Annotated in this window: 9 protein-coding genes, 3 rRNA genes and 2 pseudogenes (1 of these 14 cut by a window edge); 8 read left to right on the forward strand and 6 right to left on the reverse strand. The window is 59.5% G+C overall.

From position 1 onward, the window contains the following. Positions 1-105 precede the first annotated feature (105 nt). The 3 genes and pseudogenes from AB4N43_RS15840 to AB4N43_RS15850 all read left to right on the forward strand — a co-directional run. Positions 106-5358, forward strand: a pseudogene (locus tag AB4N43_RS15840) (retention module-containing protein); the annotation flags it as partial. 132 nt (positions 5359-5490) lie between these two features. Next, the gene (locus tag AB4N43_RS15845) at positions 5491-12039 is read left to right on the forward strand and encodes an immunoglobulin-like domain-containing protein (RefSeq protein WP_460154214.1); all 6549 of its coding nucleotides are present in this window, start codon (positions 5491-5493) and stop codon (positions 12037-12039) included. A gap of 149 nt (positions 12040-12188) precedes the next feature. Continuing rightward, the gene (locus tag AB4N43_RS15850; protein WP_027926026.1) at positions 12189-12527 is read left to right on the forward strand and encodes a hypothetical protein; all 339 of its coding nucleotides are present in this window, start codon (positions 12189-12191) and stop codon (positions 12525-12527) included. A gap of 49 nt (positions 12528-12576) precedes the next feature. Here the strand turns inward: AB4N43_RS15850 and AB4N43_RS15855 are convergent. The 3 genes and pseudogenes from AB4N43_RS15855 to lapG form a co-directional block, all read right to left on the reverse strand. Next, positions 12577-12821 (reverse strand): annotated as a pseudogene (locus AB4N43_RS15855) (DUF6124 family protein); the annotation flags it as partial. A gap of 400 nt (positions 12822-13221) precedes the next feature. Next, positions 13222-15168, reverse strand: coding sequence for a cyclic di-GMP receptor LapD (gene lapD / locus AB4N43_RS15860; RefSeq protein ID WP_059181869.1), 1947 nt, complete (start codon positions 15166-15168; stop codon positions 13222-13224). 14 nt (positions 15169-15182) lie between these two features. Then, positions 15183-15875, reverse strand: a complete 693-nt coding sequence (gene lapG / locus AB4N43_RS15865; protein WP_027926028.1) for a cysteine protease LapG — start codon at positions 15873-15875, stop codon at positions 15183-15185. 218 nt (positions 15876-16093) lie between these two features. On the opposite strand from lapG, the gene AB4N43_RS15870 reads away from it, so the two are divergent. The 5 genes from AB4N43_RS15870 (at position 16094) to AB4N43_RS15890 (ending at position 23108) form a co-directional block, all read left to right on the forward strand. Beyond that, positions 16094-16804, forward strand: a complete 711-nt coding sequence (locus AB4N43_RS15870; RefSeq protein WP_027926029.1) for a GntR family transcriptional regulator — start codon at positions 16094-16096, stop codon at positions 16802-16804. A gap of 683 nt (positions 16805-17487) precedes the next feature. Beyond that, positions 17488-18264 (forward strand): DUF3050 domain-containing protein, encoded by a 777-nt coding sequence (locus AB4N43_RS15875; protein ID WP_027926030.1) that lies wholly within the window; start codon positions 17488-17490, stop codon positions 18262-18264. Beyond that, entirely contained in the window at positions 18261-19190 is a 930-nt protein-coding gene (locus AB4N43_RS15880) for a diiron oxygenase (RefSeq protein WP_460151684.1), read from the forward strand. The genes AB4N43_RS15875 and AB4N43_RS15880 overlap by 4 nt, the downstream gene beginning before the upstream one ends. Positions 19191-19204: 14 nt before the next feature. After that, positions 19205-22618: an amino acid adenylation domain-containing protein gene (locus tag AB4N43_RS15885; protein WP_460151685.1), complete on the forward strand. Its 3414-nt coding sequence runs from the start codon at positions 19205-19207 to the stop codon at positions 22616-22618. Positions 22619-22640: 22 nt separating this feature from the next. Beyond that, on the forward strand, positions 22641-23108 hold the full coding sequence (locus AB4N43_RS15890) for an SRPBCC family protein (RefSeq protein ID WP_027926033.1): 468 nt from the start codon (positions 22641-22643) through the stop codon (positions 23106-23108). Positions 23109-23186: 78 nt separating this feature from the next. Here AB4N43_RS15890 and rrf (AB4N43_RS15895) read toward each other — a convergent pair. The 3 genes from rrf (AB4N43_RS15895) to AB4N43_RS15905 all read right to left on the reverse strand — a co-directional run. Further along, a 5S ribosomal RNA gene (gene rrf, locus AB4N43_RS15895) occupies positions 23187-23302 on the reverse strand. Between the two features lie 108 nt (positions 23303-23410). After that, positions 23411-23526: ribosomal RNA gene (gene rrf, locus AB4N43_RS15900) — 5S ribosomal RNA — on the reverse strand. Positions 23527-23675: 149 nt separating this feature from the next. Then, positions 23676-25722 (reverse strand): 23S ribosomal RNA (locus tag AB4N43_RS15905); it runs 845 nt beyond the window's last position.

Genomic DNA, 25722 nt, shown 5'->3' on the forward strand with positions numbered 1-25722 from the left:
TACTCTTGCTTTAAAAGTTTGCCCGGACAGGTCCGGCCGAGTGCCGTCATGTCCCTGTAAGTCACGTGTGCAAGTCAACTGAATGTTCCACCCGGAGAGTCTTCAATGAGCAGTGTTGTTGCCATCGTCAAAAGCATTGTCGGTCAAGTTTTCGCGGTGTCCCCAGAGGGCGTCCGTCGTGTACTCGTTGAAGGCGATCGGTTGCTGACAGGGGATCAGGTAGACACGGGGGCAGCGGGTGCCGTGACGCTCGAACTGGCTGACGGCCGGACCCTGGACCTGGGTCGCGACACTCAGTGGAGCGCCAGCGCTCCGGACTCCAGCACCGACCTGGCAGAAGCCACCGCACAGGCCGCGCCATCGGTTGAAGAATTGCAGCAAGCCATCGTCGCCGGCGCCGACCCGACCAAAGACCTTGAAGCCACCGCGGCCGGCCCCACGGCTGCCGGCACGGGCGGCGCGGCAGGTGGCGGTCACAGCTTCGTGATGCTGGATGCCACCGCTGGCCGGGTGGACCCGACCGTGGGTTTCCCGACGGCGGGTTTTGGCACCAGCGCATTGGCGGCACAGAACCCCCTCGACGGACAAACGGCCGACACCAATCCGAACCTGCAACGTGAATCGACCCTGAGCCTCAGCGCCACGCCGACCATCACCGAAGCCGGCGGCGTACTGGTTTACACCGCGACCCTGACACAGGCGCCGCTGACCGACCTGAGCATCACCTTGTCCAACGGCTCGGTGATCGTGATCCAGGCCGGCCAACTGACCGGCACCGTCAGTGTGCCGTTGGCGCCGAACGACACTGTTTATAACGACCCGACCCAAATCGATGTGACCGTCACCGGCACCACGGGCGGCAACGGCATCATCGTCACGCCGCCGACGACCCCGGCCGTGACTCAGGTCACCGACACCGTCGACACCACCACGGTTAGTTTGACCGCAGGCGCCAGCGTTACCGAAGGCGGCGTGATCACCTACACCGCGACGCTGACCAACCCGGCTCAAACCCCGGTGACCATCACGCTGTCCAACGGTTCGACCATCACCATCGACGCCGGCAACACCACGGGCACCGTTAACGTGCCGACCGCTGCCAACGATGTCTATAACAATGGCAGCACCGTCACCACCACGATTACCGGTGCAACCGGTGGCAACTTCGAAAACCTGGTCCCGAGCACCACGCCGGCGGTCACCACCATCACCGACTCCCGCGACGACACCGGCCTGAGCCTGTCGGCATCGACCGAAGTGGCCGAGGGCGGTCAGATTCTGTACACCGCAACCCTGACCAATCCGGCCGGTACGCCAGTCACCGTGACCTTGAGCAACGGCGCGGTCATTACCATCGCGGCGGGCGCGACCACCGGCAGCGTGAGCGTCCCGGCGCCGGCTGATGATGTCTACAAAGACGCCGGCAAAGTCGAAGCGACCATCAAGGACGCCACCGGCGGCAACTTCGAAAACCTGGTGACCAGCCCGGCAGCGGCGGTGACTGAAGTCACTGACACCATCAACACGTCGACAGTCAGCCTGACCGCCAACGGTACTGTGGCCGAAGGCGGCACCGTGGTTTACACCGCGTCCGTTACCGCACCCGTCACCGGTTCGCCAGTGGTTGTGACCTTGTCCAACGGCCAGACCATTACCATCCCGGTCGGATCGAGCAGCGGCAGTGTGAATTTCACCGCGCCGAACGATGCCCTCGCCGGTGGCGGTTCCTTGAGCGTCAAGATTGATGACGCCAAGGGCGGCAACTACGAGAAGCTGGACGTTGACGGCAAGTCGGCGGACACCTCGATCACCGATACCCAGGACACCACCACCGTTAGCCTGACCGCGACCGATTCCGTCGCTGAAGGCGGCTCGATCGTTTACACCGCGACCCTGACCAACGCCGCCGGCACGCCGGTGACCGTCACCCTGAGCAATGGCGCGGTCATCACCATCGCGGCCAACGCAACCAGCGGTTCCGTGACCGTTAAAGCACCGGCCGATGACGTCTACAAAGACGCCGGCAAAGTCGAAGTCACCATCAAGGACGCCACTGGCGGCAATTTCGAAAATCTGGTCAAAGACTCGGCTGCCGCCGTGACCAGCGTCACCGACACCCTCGACACCTCGACCGTCACCCTGACCGCCACCGGCAGCGTGGCCGAGGGCGGCACCGTGGTTTACACCGCATCGGTCGGTGCTCCGGTTACCGGTTCGCCCGTCATCGTGACCCTGGCCAACGGTCAGACCATCACCATCGACGTTGGCAAAAGCAGCGGCACCGTCAATGCCGTGGTCTCGAACGATGTGCTAAATGGCCACGCGCCGGTCACCAACTCGATCACCAACATCAGCGGCGGCAACTACGAAAACCTGGTCGCCGACAAGACACCGGTCAGCACCCGCGTGACCGACACCGTCGACACCACCACCCTGTCGCTGACGGCCACCGGCAACGTCAACGAGGGTGGCTCGATTGTTTACACCGCGACCCTGACCAACCCGGCCGGCACGCCAGTGACCGTGACCCTGAGCAACGGCGCGACCATCACCATCGACGCCGGTAAAACCACCGGCACCGTCAAAGTCGATGCGCCGAAGGACGACGTCTACAAAGACGCCGGCAAAGTTGAAGTCACCATCAAAGACGCGGCCGGCGGCAACTTTGAAAGCCTGGTCACCAACCCGGCGCCAGCCGTGACCAACGTGGCGGATACCACCAACACCACACGCCTGACCCTCAGCGCGGACACGGCGGTACTTGAAGGTTCGCACATTACTTACACCGCGACCCTGACCCACGCCGCGCAAACCCCGGTAACCGTCACGCTGAGCAACGGTGAGACCATCACCATTGCCGCGGGCAAAACCAGTGGTTCGGTGACCATCGCGGCGCCAAGCGACGACGTCTACAGGGACACCGGTTTGCTCACCGTGAAGGTGACCGACGCCACCGGCGGCAACTTCGAGAACCTCGTCGTCAGCCAGGCACCCGCAATCACCATCGTCTTTGACACCATCAACACCACATTGCTGTCTCTGTCGGCCAGCCACACCGTCAGTGAGGGTGGCCAGATCACCTATACCGCCACCCTGAGCAACCCGACAGACACGGCCATGACCGTGAAGTTGAGCAACGGCGCGGTCATCCAGATCGCCGCTGGCGCTTCCAGCGGTTCGGTCGAGTTTGCTGCACCGGCTGACACACCGTACGTCGATGGCGGCAAAGTCGCGGCGATCATCGTCAGCCAAAGCGGTGGCAACTTCGAAAACGTCGCGGTCAATTACGCGCCTGCGGTCACCACCGTTGCTGATACGAAAGACACCACCGGCCTGTCACTGAGCGCCACCGGCACGGTCGCCGAGGGCGGCTCGATTGTCTATACCGCGACGCTGACCAATGCCGCTGGCTCTGCCATGAGTGTGACGCTGAGCAACGGCGCCGTGATCAACATTGCCAAGGGCGCCACCACCGGCTCAGTGAGTTTCGCCGCGCCCAAGGATGATGTGTACAAGGACGCCGGCAAAGTCGACGCCAGCATCACCAAAACCACCGGTGGCAACTTCGAAAACCTGGTGGCCGACAAGACGCCAGCTGTCACTAACGTGACCGACACCATCAACAACAGCACCGTATCCCTGACCGCCACGGCCCACACGGTCGAAGGCGGCACCGTGGTCTACACCGCGTCCGTCACCGCGCCCGTCACCGGTTCACCGGTGGTTGTGACCTTGTCCAACGGCCAGACCATCACCATTCCGGTCGGCGCCAGCAGTGCCAGCGTGCATTTCAAAGCACCTAACGATGCCTTGGCTGGCGGCGGATCGCTGAGCGTAAAAATCGACGGCACCACCGGTGGCAACTACGAAAATCTGGTGGCGAACAAAACGCCGGCGGTCACCTCAGTGACCGATGTAAAAGACACCACCACGGTTAGCCTGACCGCGACCGATTCCGTCGCTGAAGGCGGCTCGATCGTTTACACCGCCAAACTGACCAACGCCGCCGGCACGCCAGTCACCGTCACCTTGAGCAATGGCGCGGTGATCAGCATCGCTGCGGGTGCGACCACTGGCTCGGTGACCGTCAAGGCACCGGCCGATGACGTCTACAAAGACGCCGGCAAAGTCGAAGCGACCATCAAAGACGCCACTGGCGGCAACTTCGAACACCTGGTGAGCAGCCCGGTAGCAGCGGTGACTGACGTCACTGACACGATCAACACCTCGACGGTCAGCCTGACGGCAACGCCTGCCACGAACGAAGGCGGCAACGTGGTGTACACCGCGTCCGTCACTGCACCCGTCACTGGCCAGGCCGTGGTCGTCACCTTGGCCAACGGTGAAAAAATCACCATCGCCGTCGGTGAAAGCAATGCCTCGATCACCGTCAAGGCGCCGAACGATGCGCTGGTCGGCCACGAGCCGCTGATCAACTCCATCAAGGAGGTGACCGGTGGCAACTTCGAGAATCTGGTCGCCGACAAAACCCCGACCTCGACCGCCATCAGCGATACCGTGGACACCACCAAGGTGACCATGACCGCCAGCGACTACGTGGTCGAAGGCGGCAACATCACTTACACCGTCAACCTCAGCAATGCCGCTGGCACTGACATGACGGTCAAGTTGAGCAACGGCGAGAGCGTCCTGATCAAGGCCGGCGACAAGTCGGGCTCCATCACCGTTCCGGCGCCGGGCGATGACGTCTACAAGGACGGCAGCAAGATCACCGTCGGCATCGCCAGCACCAGCGGCGGCGATTTCGAGAAGCTCGACGTCAGCCAGACCACGCACACCACCACCGTCAATGACACCATCGACACCACGACGCTGAAGCTCAGCGCAGACGTGAGCACCGTCGGCGAAGGTGGCCAGATCATCTACACCGCCACCCTGAACCACCCGGCTGACACCGCGATGACCGTGACGCTGAACAATGGCCTGGTGATCAATATCAAGGCCGGCGAATCCAGTGGTTCGGTGCCGTACACCGTGCCGAATGACATTTACACCGGCGCACCGGACGTCCGCGCAGCAATCGCCGACAGCACCGGCGGCAACTTCGAAAAACTCGACACCGACCGCTCCGCCGTCGTCACCAAAGTAACCGACACCGCCGACACCACCAGCCTGACCCTCAGCGCCAGCAGTTCGGTGCAGGAAGGTGGGCAGATCGTCTACACCGCGACCTTGTCCCATGCCGCCGGCAGCGACATGACCGTGAAACTGAGCAACGGCGCGATCATCACCATCCTCAAGGATGCGGTGTCCGGCCAGGTCAGCGTGGACGCACCGAAAGACGACGTGTACCTGGACGCCGGCAAAGTCACCGCCAGCATCGATCAGGTCAGCGGCGGCAAGTTTGAAAGCCTGGTGCCGGACAAGTCGCTGGTGTCCACGGACATCACGGACACCCTCAACGACGTGGTCGCCAAACTGACGGTGGATAACTCCAGCATCACCGAAGGCGGCAAAGTCACCTACACCGTGACCCTGACCAACGCCGATGGTTTGCCGGTCAACAATCACGGTGACCTGACCTTTACATTGACTGACGGCACCGTGGTCAAAGTTGCGGCCAACCAAACCAGCGGCAACACCGTGGTGACCACCCAGGACAACCACTACGTCAACCAGCCGGTGACTGTGGTTAATCAACTGACTGGCGTCTCGGGCACCAACAACTTCGAAAACCTGGTACTGAGCACCGACAAGACCACCGTCACCGTCATCGACAACGACCACGCGCCAGTGTCCGCCGGCGGTGCTGTCACCGGCCTCGAAGATTCGACCATCACCCTGAGCTGGAACGACTTCAAGGTCACCGACGTCGATAATGACAGTCCACTCGGCATCACCATCACCCAGGTATCGGGCGGTGGCACGCTGCTGTTCAACGGCGTGCAGGTCACCTTGGGCCAGACCATCAGCCAGGCGGATATCGCGCTGGGCAAACTGACCTTTGTACCCGCCGCCAATGAATCGGGCGCCGATGGTTACGGCGGTACCGGCGTTGGTAACAAGGCGTCGGATTACGCGCAGATCCAGTTCAAACCTACCGACGGCTTCAACCAGGGCGCGGAATCGACCTTGAAAGTCGACATCACCCCGGTAGCTGACGCGCCAACGCTGAACGTCGCGGGCAACAACGTAACCTCGACGGGCTTGATCAAAGAGGTCTGGACCGGCCTGTCAGGCCTCGGCACCGATGGCAGCGGCGCGGCAACGGGCACACTGAAAAGTGTCATCGATGGCGCCGGCACACCGAATTCCAGCAGCACCGTGAGCAACGTGCAATCCGGTGGCGATGTGGCCCAAGGCACGGCGTCGAAAACCTCCGGCCTGATTTACCTCGAAGCCGGCAAGACTTACACCTTCAGCGGCACCGGCGATGACAGCTTGCTGGTGACCATTGGTGGCAAGAACATCGCGGCCACTACGTGGGGCGCGGGTGCCAACCTGAACGGTTCATTCACCCCGTCCACCAGCGGTTACTACACGCTGGACATCTACCACCACAATCAGAACGGTCCGGGCAACTATGACGTCAACCTGTCGGTCAACGGCAGCCCGGCCATCGACCTGAGCAGCGCTGGCGTTCCGCTGTATACCGGCGTCGCGGATCTGGCCGCTTCCGGCGTGACGGTGTCCGATTTGCACGGCACCAACGGCGAAGGCTACTACGACGGCTACGCACTCAACACCGGCGTAGAAGGCACCAGCATTCACCTGTCCGCCATCAGCACGGCGCTGACCGATACCGACGGCTCTGAAAGCCTGAGCGTGAAGATCAGCGGCATCCCGGCGGGCTCGGTACTTACTGACGGCGCGGGCCATACCTTCACCGCGACTGCGACCTCAGGCGAAGCCAATGTCACCGGCTGGAACCTCGGCTCCCTGACCGTGACCCCGCCGGCGAACTACAACGGCCAGTTCAACCTGACCGTGACCTCGACGTCCACCGAGACCCTCGGCGGTTCCGCGCCAAGTACCGCGACGATCCCGGTCACGGTTTATCCGACGGCCTACGTCAGCGAAGTGGTTGCGACCCTCACCGTGGATAAAACCACCGTGGCCGAAGGTGGCCAGATCACTTACACCGTGACCCTGTCCAACAAAGACGGCATTGCAATCAGCAGCCACGACGAGCTGACCTTCAAGCTGTCCGACGGCACACTCATCAAAGTGCCCGCCAACGCGGCGTCGGGCTCGTTCACCATTACCGCCCCTGACGACATCCTGATGGGCGGTCAGCCGACCATCGTCAACAAGCTCGAAAGCGTTAGCGGTGCTGACAACTTCCAACAACTGACCCTGGCGCAGAATTCGTCGCAAACCACCGTGACCGACGAGTCAGGTTCGGGTACCTCAATCGACAACCATGGCGACAAAGTCGGCATCACCATCGTCGGCAACGGCGCGGTCCTGGAAAACCAGGCGCCGAGCTTCACCATCAAGCTCGACAAGGCCCAGGATGTTGCCCTGACCGTGAAACTGAGCGACGGCCAGACAGTGACCTTCGCCGCAGGCGAAACGGAAAAAGTCCACACCCTGGCGCCGCAAGGCGAAGACGTCTACAAAGACGGCGGCACCGCGACGCTGGGCATCAGCGGCGCAACTTCCGGTGGCACTGCGCTGGAAAATCTGGTGGTGGGTAACCCGGCATCGGTGGTCATCACCGACACCATTAGCGAAGTCATCGCCAAGCTGACCGCGACCCCGAGCGTGAATGAAAACGGCACTATCACCTACACCGCGACCCTGACCGATGCCAAAGGCGCCTTGGTCACCGCTCACGATGCACCGGTCACCGTCACCCTCGACAGCGGCAAGACCATCACCATCGCCGTCGGCCAGAGCTCCGGCACCTTGCTGGTGACGGCGGATAACGATGTCTACAAAGGCCAGACCACCGTTACCGAGGGCATCAAATCGGCGGCCGGTGGCAACCTGGAACTGATTTCGCCCAACACAGACAAAGTCACCACCACGGTCAATGACGTCAACGACGCCACCACCGTGAAGCTGACCGCCACGCCGAGCGTCGATGAAAACGGCACCATCACTTACACCGCGACGCTGACCGACGCCAAAGGCGCCTTGGTCACCGCGCACGATGCGCCGGTCACCGTCACGCTCGACAGCGGCAAGACCATCACCATCGCCGTCGGCCAGAGCTCGGGCACCTTGTCGGTAACCGCGGGCAACGACGTTTACAACGGCGCGCCAAGCGTCACTGAATCCATCAAGAGCGCCAGCGGCGGCAACCTTGAAGCCCTCGGCGCAGACAAGACCAGCGTCTCGACCACGGTCGGCGACTTCAAGGACACCACCACGGTCAGCATCACCGGCAGCGCCTCGGTGACCGAAGGCCAGACGGCCAATTACACGGTCAGCCTGACCAACCCGGCGCAGACCGAAGTGACGCTGAAAATCGTCTACAGCGGCACCGCGGCCGACGGTTCGGACTTCACCGGGGTGTACACCGTGAAGATTCCGGCCGGCGCCAGCAGCGCCAATTTCAATGTCGCAACGCTGGACGACCGGATCACCGAAGGCACTGAAAACTTCGTGGTCAAGATCGACTCGGCCACCGGCGGCAACTTCGAGACGCTGGCGGTCAGTGCGACCAATGGCAGCGTCAGCACCTCGATCATCGACAACGATGCGCCGCCGGTGCTCGACCTCGACGCCAATAACTCCAGCGGCGCCACCGGTGCCAACTACAACGTGACGTTCACCGAAGGCACCACCGGCCAGGGTGTATCGATCGGCGACACTGATCTGAAAATCACCGACCCGGACAGCACAATGCTGACCGGCGCAACCATCGTGCTGACCAACCGTCAGCCGGGCGATGCGCTGAACCTGGGCAACAGCGTCAATGGCATCACCATCAATGCCAACAGCACGAATGGCACGGTCACGCTGACGTTGTCCGGCAACGCGACACTCGCCGACTACATGCAGCAGATCAAGAACATCAGCTTCACCAACAGCAGTGAAGACCCGAGCACCGTGCCGCGGATCATCACCGTGACCGTGACCGATGGCAGCAACTACTCCAACACCGCGACCACCACGGTGACCGTCGTCGGGGTGAATGACGCACCGACCGCCGCACCGGTCAACGTCACCGGCACCGAAGACACCCCGCTGATCCTGAACTGGTCGACCTTCGGCGTCAGCGATGTCGACACCCCCGCCGCCAGCCTCGGTGTGAAAATCACCGGCCTGCCGGGCGAAGGTAAATTGCAGTACCTGAACGGCTCGACCTGGACCGACGTAACGGCCAACCAGACCCTCAGCAAGACTGATATCGACGCCGGTAAAGTGCGTTTCATGCCGGATGCCAACGAGTCTGGCGCCAATGGCAACAGCGCCGGCATGGGCAACAACAAGGCGGACTACGCGCAGATCCAGTTCCAGCCAACCGATGGCTCGCTGCAGGGCAACACCGGCACGATCAAAATCGACATCACCCCGGTTGCTGACGCGCCAACGCTGAACGTCGCGAGCAACAACGTAACCTCGACAGGCTTGATCAAGGAAGTCTGGACCGGCCTGTCGGGCCTCGGCACCGATGGCAACGGCGCGGCTACGGGCACGCTGAAAAGCGTCATCGATGGCGCGGGCACACCGAACACCAGTGGCACAGTGACCAACGTGCAGTCCGACGGCAGCGTCGCGGCAGGCACGGCGTCGAAAACCTCCGGTCTGATCTACCTCGAAGCGGGCAAGACTTACACCTTCAGCGGGACTGGCGATGACAGCCTGCTGGTGACCATCGGCGGCAAGAACGTTGCGTCGATCACCTGGGGTGCGGGGGGTAATTTGAACGGTTCGTTCATCCCGACCACCAGCGGTTATTACACCCTGGACATCTACCACCACAACCAGAGCGGCCCGGGCAGCTATGACGTCAACCTGTCGGTCAACGGCGGTGCGGCAGTCGACCTGAGCAGCGCTGGCGTGCCGCTGTACACCGGTGTGGCGGACCTGGTCGCGGCCGGCGTGACGGTGTCCGATTTGCACGGCACCAACGGCGAAGGCTACTACGACGGTTACAAACTCAACACAGGCGCCGAAGGCACCAGCGTTCACCTGACCGCGATCAACACAGCGCTGACCGACACCGACGGCTCCGAAAGCCTGAGCGTGAAGATCAGCGGCATCCCGGCGGGCTCGGTGCTCACCGATGGCGCCGGCCACACCTTCATCGCCACCGCGACCTCAGGCGAAGCCAACGTCACCGGCTGGAACCTCGGCACCCTGACCGTGACCCCGCCGCCGTACTACAACGGCCAGTTCAACCTGACCGTGACCTCGACCTCCACCGAGGCGTTGGGCGGATCGGCACTCAGCACCGCGACGATTCCAGTCACGGTTTACCCGGCGGCTTACAACGCCGTTACCGCAACGTCCGGTAGTGACAACATCACCGGCACCGACGGCAACGACATCATGGTCGCCGACATCGGCGGGCTGACCGTGGTGCCGGGCACCAACTACAACATCGCGTTCATGGTCGACAGTTCGGGCAGCATGAGCTCGTCGTCGATCAACGCCGCCAAGGACTCGCTGACGTCGGTGTTCAACACCCTCAAGCAGAGCATGGGCGGCAACTCGGGCACCGTGAACATCTTCCTGGTGGACTTCGATACCCAGGTCAACAAATCGGTATCGGTCAACCTGAACGATCCGAACGCCCTGACCTTGCTCAAATCGGTACTGGACTCGATGTCGTCCGGCGGTGTGACCAACTACGAAGATGTGTTCAAAACCACGGCCAACTGGTTCCAGAGCGCTGACGCCGTGGCCAACACCGGGGCGAAGAACCTCACCTACTTCATCACCGACGGCCAACCGAACTACTACCAGAGTGGCGAACAGACCAACCCGACGCTGTACGGCAGCGTGAAGCTCGATGACGTGGTGAACACCCGCAATTACAAGCCGGGAGATACCTTCTCCACGACCATCGACAGTACTCACAAACTGACCATCGACAGTGACGGGAATGCGACGCTGTACACCTTGAACGGCTCCAAGAACTGGAAAGCCAGCGACGTGGGAACCATACACGCTCAGGGCGACGGTACTTACGAGGTGTCCTACACGACGGGCAGCGGCAGTGATCAGACGATTGTCGATAACTCCTCTTCCAGTTTTGCGCTGCTGAGCAATGTGTCCAACGTTGAAGCCATTGGCCTGAACAAGGGCGTTACCCTCGTCGACTTGAGCCCGTACGACTCGAACCATACACCGCAAACCAACATCGATCCGAAAGACCTGGCCAACTCGATCGTCGGTCATACCGAAGCGACACAACCAGGTTCCGACACGGTCAATGGCGGCGACGGCAACGACATTCTGTTCGGCGACCTGGTGAGCTTCAACGGTGTTGCCGGTGAGGGTTATCAGGCGATGCAGGCGTTCGTCGCCCAGCAGACCGGCGTGGACGTCAGCAAGGTCACCACCAGCAACGTGCACCAGTTCATCACCGAGCACTACACCGTGTTTGATGTGTCCGGCGCCCACGACGGCAACGACACGCTGTTGGGTGGTGCGGGCAATGACATTCTCTTCGGCTCGGGTGGCAACGACAGCCTCGACGGCGGCAAGGGCAATGACATTCTGCTCGGCGGCACCGGTAACGACACGCTGATGGGTGGTTCGGGCAACGACATCCTCATTGGCGGTTCGGGCGCCGATACCTTTGTGTGGAAGTCGGGCGACACCGGCAACGACGTGATCAAGGACTTCAAGGCCAGCGAAGGCGACCGTATCGACCTGCGTGATCTGTTGCAGGGCGAGACCGGCAGCACCATCGACAACTTCCTGAAGATCAGCACGGTGGATGGCGTGTCGTCGCTGCAAGTCAGCTCCGGCGGCAAGTTCAACTCTGGCGACGCGGCAGCCGCGACACCGGACGTGACGATCAAACTGGAAGGCAACAATTGGTCCAGCGCCAACATCCACACGCTGATTGCCGGCAGCGATCCAACCATCAAAGTCGACCACAACAACAGCTGATCCCAAGAAAAACGGCCGCCCTTATGGGGCGGCCGTCACGTTTGTGCCTTTCTCCACGGTGACGATTTCGTCGCCGCACCGCATACTCGCGTCCAGTTGGCCTATGCTGCTGACAGCATGAGGCTGGTTCATTTCTGAGGGATGCTCACATGTTCTACGTGCAACGCGATGCGCAAGGCCAGTTAGTGCGCGTGGAAGCCGCGGCCTACGCCGAGGCCACGGAAACACTGCCGGCCGACCACCATGAGATCCAGGCCTGGTATGCCAACGAAGTGGTGGAAACCAACCTCAAACAACTCAAGCAGAGCGACCAGGAAATGATCCGGGTACTCGACGACTTGATCCAGGTGCTGACCAGCAAAGGCGTGATCCGCGTCACCGATCTGCCGCCGGCGGCACAAGCCAAATTGATGGACCGGACCCAGGCCCGTGAGGCGTTGGGCGGGTTGAGTCATTTGATTGATGATGAAGAGACGGGGTTGATTTAACCCCGCACACTGATCGATCCCACGCGGAGCGTGGGATCGATCATCCGCGCTAAGCCTTGACCGAACCCGGCGCCAACTCTGGCGATTCAAGGTGGTCCAGCGCTCGCTCCACCAATGATGAACCCCATCTGCCATTCGGCCAAGCGCCAGCGCGACGCAGCGGCGTGAGCCTTCGACATCGTCTGCCAGATCGGCAGCGATGGCGCTGATGGAGCGCAGGTCTTCAGAGGCGTTGGCCAGGAGGGCTTCGGTGGGGATGTCGGGGGAGACGGTGAAGAGGTGGCCTCTGCGGGGAGAAGGCCAGTTGGGGGTTACTTTGAACATGGCGTAGTCTCAATGATTACAAAGAGGCTGACCCGGTTCGCTTGCACGCGAATAAGGTGGCCGCTATGTGCGGGGTGCAAGACCGAGTAAACCACGCCCTAAACCTCGGCAGACCCGAAGGTCTCCCGCACACAGCCGCCATAAAGCAATCGCAACAAGCATGAAAAATGCCTGATGAACGGCCAGAGGCAGTGTTTGGATGTGGTTTTTACCCGGACTTGCACGTCCGTGTCACCGATTATTCAGTGACAAGGCCAGACTAGACCTGCGCATTACCCGGAATAAGTTCACCAAAACCGACGCAACTCGAAGGAAATCTCCTAGGAGTTTTCCTTCAGATTTCCCGGTGACTGCGATAAGGGCATCAGCCTCACCGCCAAGGCTTGGGCTCACCGAACAACTGCCCCTGAACCCCATAGATCCCCATTTCCCGAATCACCGACAACTCCCCTTCGGTCTCGACCCGCTCGGCAATCAGCGGCAAATCGATGCTGTGCGCCGCGCGCTGGATTGCCTCGATGAACAGGCGCTTGTCGCTCTCCTGATCAATCGCCCGAATGTAGCCGCCATCGATCTTCAAGTACGCCAACCCCAGCCGCGCCAGGTTGCCGATCATGCTGAAACGCCCGCCAAAGCGCTGCAGGCTCAGGGAGAAACCGAGCTCTCGCAGGCGCCGCGTCAGCTCTTCCAGCTTCGCCTGCTCTGGCAATTGTTCCTCGCCAATTTCCAGGGTCAGGCGCGGCCCCAGATTGGAATTCGCGCGCAGAATCTCGAAGATTTTATTCAGCGTTTGCGGATCGCCCAACGTCGCCGACGACAGGTTCAACGCCAGCGACTCTTCGTGGTCCGCCATCTGTTCCAGCACCAACTCCAACATCAGCCGATCCAGCCGCGCAGTCCAGCCAAAACGCTCCAGCCATGGCAGGAAGCGCCCGGCGGGAATGGTCTGGCCCTGCTCGTCGACCAAGCGCGAGAGCACTTTGTAATGCAGCACCAGTTGCGTGTCCTGACTGGCCACAACCGGTTGGAAATACAGCTGGAAGCGCCGCTGATTCAACGCCTGATCCAGCAAGTTGTTCCAGGCATGATGGTCATCGCCGACACTGGCCGACGCGCTGTGATCCAGGCACGCCCAGCTCGGCTCGCCCTGACTTTCGGCCTGCGCCAGCGCCTGGTCACCCAGCCCCAGCACCGCTTGTGGTGAGTCGCCATGAACAAACGGCGCCAGCCCGATCGAAGCCACCGTGGCCACGTCGGTGGCGCCCGTCGCATGCAGGCTGGCCAAGGCACTGTCGAGGCTCTGCGCCAGCTGCAACGCTTCTTCGCGCACCAACCCCGGGGCCAGCACAGCGAATTCGCCGCCGCGAATCCGCGTGACGAGGTTCTGGGTTTCCGGGTACTTGGCACACTCGCGGGACAACTGCTCGCCTACCGCTTTCAACAACTGGTCGGTGCGCTGGCCGCCTAACCGCTGGTTCAAACCGGCCAGGTCCTTGACCCGCAACAACAGCAGATAACCGGAACTGGCCTGCTCCGGATTGCTCACCCGAGCGTTTAATTGCATCTCGAAATAACGACGGTTGGCGAGTCCCGTCAGGTTGTCCTGATAGGACTCGACCCGCAGTTTTTCACTGCGTTCGGCTTGCTCCTGGAACAGTGCCTTGAGCTTCTCGACCATCTGGTTCATCGCCTGCACCACGCGGCGCAGCTCCGGGGTGCGTGGCAGCTCCGGCAGGCTGAGAAATTCACGACGCGCGATGGCGTGGGATTGCTGGACCATGTAGTCCAGCGGTTTCAATTGCCGACGCAACAGCAGCGCGCCCAGTACCGCACTCACGGCGCCGCAGACCAGCAACCAGCCAAGACTGCCCAGCGCGCTCTGCCACAGCTTGGCCAACGCGAACATCGGGTGGCTGACCACCTCGACCCGCGCCGCCTGCTCCCAGCCACGGCTGACAATCGCATCGCCGCCAGCGGCTTCGAGGCCAATCATTTTGACGAACCAGTCCGGCACGTTGTTCACCGCCGGAATCCCGCTGCGCTCGACGATGGTTTTGTCATTGCTCAGATCAACGACGCGGATACTGGCGTAGTAGCCGCTGTCGAAAATCGAACTGACCAGCAACTCGACCATCGCCGGGTCGTCGATGTTCGGCGTCAGGGACAGCGCCAGCGCCGTCGCGGCGTCCTGAGCGTGGGAACGCAACTGGTTGACGTACTGGGTGCGCGAGCTTTCCAGGCTGACCATGAAGCTGCCGGTGAAGGCGACCACCAGGAACAGACAGATAGCGATCAACAGCTGTTTGAACAAAGACATCTGAGCGCGTGCTCCTAGTTTGTCGTTTCGACCGGGAAACCTTCGGCCTGCATTTTCTTCAACACGTCCTGCCAGCGGGACAGGCGTTTGGTGTCACCGACCTTTTTGTTGCCCTTGGCGCCCGGCAAATACAAACCTTCTGCATTGAAAGAGTAGACCGGTAACAGATCGGTTCGTTGACTGGCCGGTTTTATCTCGTTGATCAGACTGTCGAGCACCAGCGGCATGGCCTCGGGGCTGGAATAGTAGGTCAACACCATGTGCGCCCGGTTCTGACGCAACGCCTTGACGTAGGTGATGCGCAGCTTGTCACTGGACACGCCGAGGTGGCGCAGGCTGAAATACTTGGCAATCGCATAGTCTTCGCAATCGCCGGCGCCCTTCCACAACGCTTCGATGGGCGTTTCCCAATAATCGACGTCGTGCCACAGGTCGATGTCCTCGACGTAGCGCACCTGATTGTTGAAGAACAGGTTGACCACTTTGAGCTGTTCCAGCTCGCTGACCTGCTTCTGCGTGGCCAGTAAATGCTGCCAGGCGTCTATCCGTTGCTGCCCTTCACCCAACGGCCCGTACAGGGCCTGGGCGCGACGGCTGATCAGCGAAAAGTCCCAATCGGCCTGCAAGCCGCCCAGCATGACGCCGGTCAGCAGCAGCGCGCAGCACAGCCAGCGCAAGATCCGTGGGATTGCGAAACGTACCGCCAATGCGAGGCATCCAGAGCAGGCAAATGGAATTCGCCCGATGGTGCAGGTTAGCCCGACAAAAGACAATGGCACGGTGCAATCACGGGCGACGCGCTAGACTTTGTATTGTGAATGTCATTAAAAGGTTGCGATTGAAAACCTGACTTGTTTGACAAGCCTCATCGCAGTCACTAGTGTCCAGTTGGATCCAAATATTTCAGTCGAATAGGGTGCGAGTAGTGTCACACAAGACCAACCCTCTCAGCAGTATCAAGGTCAGCGGGTCGATACCCGCTCACCTCGCACGTTCGGTGATCGAAGAAACGCTGCGTTCGGCGATTCTCGATGGGCGCATCCCTTGCGGCACCGCGTTGCGCCAGCAAGACCTGGCTGACCTGTTCGGCGTCAGCCGTATGCCCGTGCGCGAAGCCTTGCGCCAGCTCGAAGCCCAGGCGCTGCTCAACGTTGTCGCCCATAAAGGTGCCGTCGTCGCACCGCTGGTCCAGGGCGACGCCGTGGAAACCTATGCGCTGCGGATTCTCCTGGAATCGGAAGCCCTGCGATTGTCGATTCCATTGCTCGAAAAAGAAGACCTGGAAGCCGCTGCCCGTCATATCGATGATATGGAGACCGAGCAGAACTACAGCGAGATTGGCCGTCTCAATCGCTTGTTCCACATGTCGTTGTACTGCAAGGCGCCTAACCGCCGCCTGTTGGGCCTGATCGAAGAAGGGTTGAACGAAGAAGAACGCTTCCTGCGTTTCAACCTCGAAGCGATGGGACTGGGCAAACTGTCCCAGGACGATCACCGGGAGCTGTTGCTGGCCGTGGAAGATCGCGACATCGAGCGCGCAGTCAAGCTGCTAGAAAATCACCTCAACCGCGGTGTAGAGGTCATTACGCGCTATCTCGCCAGCCCTGAAGCACTGAACAAGAAAACCACCCGGTAAATCGTGCCATCAAGCCTGAACGAGCAGATCGGACTGCTCGTTTCGCTGACCACGTCGGCGCTCAGCCCCTCGCTAAAGCCTTGCCCTCGATTTTTCCCTTCCCAAGCCCAATAACTGTACCGAGAGGATGACGCCTCGGTGATAGCGGCTGCCGTGATTTACGCTCACTCTTGGACGGCCAACAACCAATGAACGGGCGACGCTGCGCACCTGCGCAACAGTCCCCGCCACAAGAACCTACGGAAGGAGTCTTGTCACGGGAAAGGAAGCATCGGCGTTGATCCCAGCCAACTTCCACCCTCTAAAGTCACGTCATTGATTCAACCAAGAAAGTTGCTTCGAGTGAGGCATTCACTCTTTATTTCAATTCTGACTTTAATTAGTTGGAAGGAGCAACTACGCCTGAATAAAACTTCAAACCGCAGTTTTATTGGAGCTTGTCGCGCCGAACAAACTTGAACTTTCATTTAATTAAAAAATGACTTGCCGGAAACTTTATTCGTGTATTAGTTTTTGCTCGCCGCACTGAGCAAAGTCCTACAAGGCTTGCCCTGTGGACTCATAGCCATTCAAACCGACTAATCAGTTCGAGGCACTTGCTCGCCCACTGAAAACTTTAAACGCCAGGCACTGATTGATCGCAACTTCCTTAACGCCATCTCAGATCACTTATAGGCATACTCATGAAAGCGAATAAAGACCGTCTCATCCAGAAGAAAGCAGAACTTAGTGCACACCCGATCTTTTCTGAAATACATTCGCTGGCGGTACTTCAGCGCTTCATGGAAACCCATGTATTTGCAGTCTGGGATTTCATGTCGCTGACCAAACGTCTGCAACAGGAACTGACCTGTGTTCAATTACCTTGGCTGCCGCCTCGAGACTCGCAGGCCGCACGCCTGATCAACGAGATCGTGCTGGGTGAGGAGTCCGATGACCGTCCGGCCCAGGGTCATTACAGCCACTTTGAATTGTATCTGGATGCGATGCGCGAAGTCGGCGCCAGCACCGTCGCCGTGGAGCGCTTTGTTGCGTTGCAACAAGAAGGCGTGAGCTACGACGTCGCGTTGCAAAGCGTGGACGTCGACCCGGCCGCCGCGCAGTTCGTGCGGCACACCTTGCACACGGCATTGCATGCACCGGGACACAGCGTTGCAGCGGCGTTTTTACATGGTCGTGAGAGTGTGATTCCGCAGATGTTCCAGCGAATTCTCGACGATTGGGGCATCGGCATCGAGCAAGCGCCGACCTTCCGTTATTACCTGGAACGGCACATCGAAGTCGATTCCGAAGACCACGGCCCGGCGGCGGAAAAGCTTCTCGCCCGGTTGGTTGATGGCAATCCGCAACGGGAAGAAGACGTCTACGCCAGCGCGATTGCTGCCGTAGAAAGCCGCATTGCCCTGTGGGACGGTCTGCGCCTGAGCATGGGCGAGCCTTTGCGTGAGGTGACTGTATGAACGCTGCCGATTACCAATCCTTCGCCGACGCCTGGGAGAGCCGCGCGACCATCCGCACTCGCCCACGGCGAGTGCTGGAAAACGATGACAAGCTGATCTATCCCTTGAGCCGTCAGCCGCTGGTGCTGAGCGAAACCTTCCTGCGCGAATGCCCGGAACAGCGGGACTTCGCCTTGGTGCAGACGCTCTACAAATTCATCAACGACGTGGTGATTTTCGAAACCGAGATCGTCGACAAGACTGCGCGCAGCATCGCCAAGAATCGCTTCGCCGTGGCGTTCCCGTTCGCTTGCCGATACGACGCCATGACCGTGGTGGTGGACGAGGATTACCACGCCTTGGTGGCCATGGATTTCATGCAGCAGACCATCGCCATGACCGGCATCACACCGGTCGTGTTGCCAGACGAAATCGAGCTCAGTCGCGCTATCCCGGCGGCGGTGGCGCTCGCGCCGGAACACTTGCGCAGTGCCGTCGAATTGATCTGCGTGGCCATTGCCGAGAACACCGTGACCGGCGATGTCGCGGCGTTCGCCAAAGACGACACGGTCAAGCAATCGATCAAAGGCCTGATGGCCGATCACTTGCTGGACGAAGGTCGCCACTCCGGCTTCTGGGCGCGGCTCGTGCGTATCTACTGGCACACCGCGAGCGAAGACGATCGCCATTGCATCGCGCAGATCCTGCCGGTGTTCATCGGCCATTACCTGACCAACGATATCCAGAAGTCTTTCGACTTCCGGCTGATCGAGTCTTTGCAGATCAGCGACGCGGCGCGTCAGGCCCTCAAGGGCGAAGTCTCGGGGCTGGCCTTCCCGATCAATCGCCATCACCCGCTGGTCGCCAACATCGTGCGGTTTTTCCGCAGCAGTTCGCTGCTCGATTCGCCGTGCGTGCAAGACGCCCTCAGCGACTACCTGGTTTAACGAGGAGAACCTCCATGAGACGTCTCGACATTTTGCTCATTGGGCAAAGCCAGGCCTTGACCGCCCTGGCGCTGGAGCTTGAACAACACGGTCATTCGCTGGTGCGGTTTTTCGACACACTTGATAAGCAACCGTCGTTTGATTTGCTGATAGACGACGCGTCGATGCCTTTCGGTCATTCTGGTGAGACACCGCGATTGACGCTTCAACTGGGTATCGGCGGGTCGGAGGCTGGTAGCTTGCCGTCGCTGGACCTGTTGTGCTCGTACAACGAGGCATTGTTCACGCGTGTGCCGATCGCCGACGAGCCTTACGGCAACGGCCAGGCATTGCGCCTGCGAGCGGTAGCGGAGCTGGTGGATCACGTCGCGCTGCTGGTCAGCCGCTTCTCCCGGGATGCCGAGTATTTTCTGCACGCACAACCGGCCGCGCCGGCTCACTTTGAGCGTGTGGACACGTTGGTGTGGCTTGAACACCTGGCATTCGTCCATCAACTCAACGTCACCACTCAACCCTGGCTGCTGGAACTGGGGCAGATCCCGATGATCGAGCGCCTTGAACAGCGCCTCCTTCAATCCGCCGAACGACCCGCGCTGAGCATCGACGGTACGACGCTGAGCTATCGGCAACTGCATGCCCATAGCCGTGCTATCCAACAGCAGTTACAGCCGCTGCTCGATAAGCATCAGGGGCCGTTGGTGGTCGGGATCTGCCTGCCGAAATGCAGTGCGCTGTATGCAGGGATTCTGGCGATTCTCGGCAGCGGCGCGGTGTATTTGCCGTTGGAGCCGAGCCATCCGCTGCAACGTCAGCAGTACATACTTTCAAACGCCGGGGCCGTGTTGTTGCTGCATGACGGCCAGCATCCGCTCGCCGAGGACATGCCGGGGCTGGACATCAGCCGCATCGACCTCGACGACGTGGACCTCGAACAACCCTTGATGCGTCAGCGACCTGACAGGGATGCGCCGTGCATGGCGCTCTATACCTCGGGCACCACCGGGCATCCCAAAGGCGTGTTGCTCAGTCAGGCCAACCTTGCACACTTCACTACGTGGTACGCCGACTACGTACAACTCACCGAACAGAGTCGGGTACTGCAGTTTTCATCGCTGAGTTTTGACTCGTCGCTGATCGATATTTTCCCGACGCTGTTGCAGGGCGCCGAGCTGATCGTGCCCAGTGACGATCAACGCCGTGATCCCTTGCAACTGGTCGAGCTGATCCGCCACCAGCAACTCAGCCACGGTTTTTTGCCGCCGGCACTGCTGAGCATTCTGCCGCTGGATCAGTTACAGGGGCTGGATCATGTGATGACCGGCGGCGACGTTTGTGAACCGTACGTGATCGAACAACTGTCGCGCCAGGGCAAGCTCTACAACTTGTATGGCCCGACCGAAGCCACGGTGCTGATCACCGCGCGACAATTGCGTCCCGGCGACAGTAACCGGACCCTCGGCGCACCGATTGCCAACAGTCAGGTGCTGATTCTCGATGAAGAGTTTCAACCCGTTACCGACCACACCGTCGGTGAGTTGTACATCGTCGGGCCGGGGGTGTGCCTGGGGTATCTGAACAACCCGCAGCAGACCGCCGAACGCTATCTGAACCTGAGTTTGCCAAGCGACCAAAGCCTGCGCGCCTATCGGACTGGCGATATGGCGAAGTGGACGAGCGACGGCATCGAGCTGTGTGGGCGGCGAGATAACCAGGTGAAGATTCGCGGCTTTCGGGTTGAACCGGAAGAGATCGAACGCTGCCTGCGCGACAGCCTGTTGTACCGCCAGGTGGCGGTGGTCATCGACAGTCAGCGGCGCATTCTGGCCTTCCTCGCACAGCCTCAGGAAGACTGGCCCGGTGCCGCTCGCGAAGCCTTGAAGGCTCACGCGTTGCAGTTCTTGCCGGACTACATGCAGCCCGGTGCCTGGACCGAACTGCACAGCATGCCCTTCGCCAGTAATGGCAAAGTCGATCGCAAAGCGTTGCTTGCCATGCCGGTCAACGTCCTGGAAAACACCGCTCGACGCTTGCCAGTCAGTGCCGATGAGGCTTTGCTGCTGGAGATCTGGGCCGAGTTGCTGGAGCTGCCGGCCAGCGATATTTCTACCGACGAAAGCTTCTTCAATCTGGGCGGTCACTCGATCCTGTTGTCGCGCATGTTGCTGCGATTGCGCGAGGAGTTCGGGCGCAGTATTTCGATCAACCGCTTCATTGAACTGCCGACCATTACGAAGTTGGCGACCTTGGTGCGCGGCTCCGGCACTGAAGAAGTGCTCAGCGAAAAGGCCCTGGCGGATGCCTTCCGTGAGTTGGATATTCAGCCGCTGCCTGTCAGCCGAATGGGCGACGTGCATAAGGTGATTGTCACCGGCGCAAACAGTTTTGTCGGTGTGCATATCGTCGAGGCACTGCTGGGTTGGGGCGCCACTGAAGTCGCGTGCCTGGTGCGCGATGGCGGTGGGCAATCAGCGGCCGAGCGCTTCGCTCATGCGCTGCGCGAGAACCGTCTGGAGCATCTGGATCTGAGCCGTGTACGGGTTTATGCGTCGGACATGACTCATCCGTTTCTGGGGCTATCCGATGAGGTTTACGCGCGCCTCGATCGAGAGTTCGGCGCGCTGGTGCACAACGCTGCCAACGTCAATCACGTACTCGATTACGAATCACTGGCGCGAGACAACGTCGAACCGATTTTCGAGTGCCTGAAGTTGTGTGAAGGGCGCAGCAAGAAAGTCTTCAACTTCGTCTCGACGCTCTCGGCGTCCAGCACGATTGCCGCCGACGGCCGAGTGCTGGAATTGCCAGCGGCGCAGACCCCGCCAATCTATATCAAGAATGGCTACAACCTCTCCAAGTGGGTCGGCGAACGGATTCTTGAACGGGCTCGCGAGCGTGGGGTGCGGGTCAATCTCTATCGCCCCGGCAACATCAGTTTCAACAGCCTCACGGGTGTCTGCCAGCCGCACAAAAACCGTTTGATGTTGATGCTCAAAGGCTCGATCCAGCTCGGCCAGGTGCCGGAGTTCGCGCTGAATTTCGACCTGATGCCGGTGGACTTTCTCGCCCGATTCATCGCCTTCCATGCCAGCCGCTATCAGCCGGAAAAGGCGGTGTTCAACCTGCACAACCCCGAGCCGTTGAGCTGGGACGACTACGTGGCGTCCTTTCGCGAGGCCGGGCGGGAATTCTCTATGGTCAGCGTCGCGCACTGGCAGCAGCAACTGGGCCGGGTCGACAGCGACAACGCGCTGTTCGGTGTGCTCGGTTTTTACCTCAACGGCTTCGAGGAAGACATCGGCGACATCTCGATGATCGGCCACGCCAACGCCCAGGCAGGCGTGCGACAGATGGGCGCGCACTACCCGGAAAAGACCCCGGCGCTACTGCGGCGTGGTTGCGACTACCTGAAAGAAATCAACTTCATCTGAATCAACCAAACGGAGCAAAACCATGAGCACTCTGCAACCCGATACCCTGATCAAAAATCCTGAAGGCTGCCACGTGGTGTCCTCGGTGGAAGTGCCGGTGGAAGCCACGAAAGTCTGGGCAATCGTCGGCAACTTTGCCGGCTTTGATCAGTTCATTCCGGCACTGTCGCACATCGAAATGACGGGCGAAGGCGTATCGTCCTTACGCAAAAAATTCTTCAAGGACGGTAACCTGGTGGTCGAGCAACTCAACTCGCGGGATGACCACGCGTTGAACATGACCTGGACCACGATCTACAACACCTTGGGCGTGGCCAATTTGTGGGCGGCGATGAGTGTTGAGCCGCTGGGCGTGGGCAAGTCCCGTGCGACCTGGACCATCATCGCCGAACCGGTGCAGAGGGGTGCTGAGGCTCTGCCGGGGTTCAAGGCGTTTGTGCAGGGGTTTGCTGATGATGCGATGAATAATGTGTTGAAGCTGTTTGTATAAGTCTGAGCTTGATCGATAACTTAGCCTGAAACGACAAAACCCCTGTCTGCGTTAGCAGACAGGGGTTTCGGAATTCAATCTTGACGATGACCTACTCTCACATGGGGAAACCCCACACTACCATCGGCGATGCATCGTTTCACTGCTGAGTTCGGGATGGGATCAGGTGGTTCCAATGCTCTATGGTCGTCAAGAAATTCTGTGACCAGCCCGTTACCGCAGCAACGTGCCAGCAAAAAATGGTGACTTCTACTAAAACAAAACCCCTACCTGCATACGCAGATAGGGGTTTCGGAATTTAATCTTGACGATGACCTACTCTCACATGGGGAAACCCCACACTACCATCGGCGATGCATCGTTTCACTGCTGAGTTCGGGATGGGATCAGGTGGTTCCAATGCTCTATGGTCGTCAAGAAATTCGGTAGCCAGGTCGTTTACCTTTCGGTTCACGCTCCAGCGAATGGGTATGTAATAGATTTGTGTGTTTCGTTTCGAATTTTCGACTTTGTATCGTCTTCACACACCGCAATCTGGCCTTTCGACGCAAATTGCTTGGGTGTTATATGGTCAAGCCTCACGGGCAATTAGTATTGGTTAGCTCAACGCCTCACAGCGCTTACACACCCAACCTATCAACGTCGTAGTCTTCGACGGCCCTTCAGGGGACTCAAGGTCCCAGTGAGATCTCATCTTGAGGCTAGTTTCCCGCTTAGATGCTTTCAGCGGTTATCTATTCCGAACATAGCTACCCGGCAATGCCACTGGCGTGACAACCGGAACACCAGAGGTTCGTCCACTCCGGTCCTCTCGTACTAGGAGCAGCCCCTCTCAAATCTCAAACGTCCACGGCAGATAGGGACCGAACTGTCTCACGACGTTCTAAACCCAGCTCGCGTACCACTTTAAATGGCGAACAGCCATACCCTTGGGACCGGCTTCAGCCCCAGGATGTGATGAGCCGACATCGAGGTGCCAAACACCGCCGTCGATATGAACTCTTGGGCGGTATCAGCCTGTTATCCCCGGAGTACCTTTTATCCGTTGAGCGATGGCCCTTCCATACAGAACCACCGGATCACTAAGACCTACTTTCGTACCTGCTCGACGTGTCTGTCTCGCAGTCAAGCGCGCTTTTGCCTTTATACTCTACGACCGATTTCCGACCGGTCTGAGCGCACCTTCGTACTCCTCCGTTACTCTTTAGGAGGAGACCGCCCCAGTCAAACTACCCACCATACACTGTCCTCGATCCGGATAACGGACCTGAGTTAGAACCTCAAAGTTGCCAGGGTGGTATTTCAAGGTTGGCTCCACGCGAACTGGCGTCCACGCTTCAAAGCCTCCCACCTATCCTACACAAGCAAATTCAAAGTCCAGTGCAAAGCTATAGTAAAGGTTCACGGGGTCTTTCCGTCTAGCCGCGGATACACTGCATCTTCACAGCGATTTCAATTTCACTGAGTCTCGGGTGGAGACAGCGCCGCCATCGTTACGCCATTCGTGCAGGTCGGAACTTACCCGACAAGGAATTTCGCTACCTTAGGACCGTTATAGTTACGGCCGCCGTTTACCGGGGCTTCGATCAAGAGCTTCGCGTTAGCTAACCCCATCAATTAACCTTCCGGCACCGGGCAGGCGTCACACCCTATACGTCCACTTTCGTGTTTGCAGAGTGCTGTGTTTTTAATAAACAGTCGCAGCGGCCTGGTATCTTCGACCGGCATGGGCTTACGCAGTAAATGCTTCACCCTCACCGGCGCACCTTCTCCCGAAGTTACGGTGCCATTTTGCCTAGTTCCTTCACCCGAGTTCTCTCAAGCGCCTTGGTATTCTCTACCCAACCACCTGTGTCGGTTTGGGGTACGGTTCCTGGTTACCTGAAGCTTAGAAGCTTTTCTTGGAAGCATGGCATCAACCACTTCGTGTTCTAAAAGAACACTCGTCATCAGCTCTCGGCCTTAGAATCCCGGATTTACCTAAGATTCCAGCCTACCACCTTAAACTTGGACAACCAACGCCAAGCTGGCCTAGCCTTCTCCGTCCCTCCATCGCAATAACCAGAAGTACAGGAATATTAACCTGTTTTCCATCGACTACGCTTTTCAGCCTCGCCTTAGGGACCGACTAACCCTGCGTCGATTAACGTTGCGCAGGAAACCTTGGTCTTTCGGCGTGGGTGTTTTTCACACCCATTGTCGTTACTCATGTCAGCATTCGCACTTCTGATACCTCCAGCAAGCTTCTCAACTCACCTTCACAGGCTTACAGAACGCTCCTCTACCGCATCACCTAAGTGATACCCGTAGCTTCGGTGTATGGTTTGAGCCCCGTTACATCTTCCGCGCAGGCCGACTCGACTAGTGAGCTATTACGCTTTCTTTAAAGGGTGGCTGCTTCTAAGCCAACCTCCTAGCTGTCTAAGCCTTCCCACATCGTTTCCCACTTAACCATAACTTTGGGACCTTAGCTGACGGTCTGGGTTGTTTCCCTTTTCACGACGGACGTTAGCACCCGCCGTGTGTCTCCCATGCTCGGCACTTGTAGGTATTCGGAGTTTGCATCGGTTTGGTAAGTCGGGATGACCCCCTAGCCGAAACAGTGCTCTACCCC

The sequence above is a fragment of the Pseudomonas sp. S2_B07 genome (assembly GCF_054668435.1).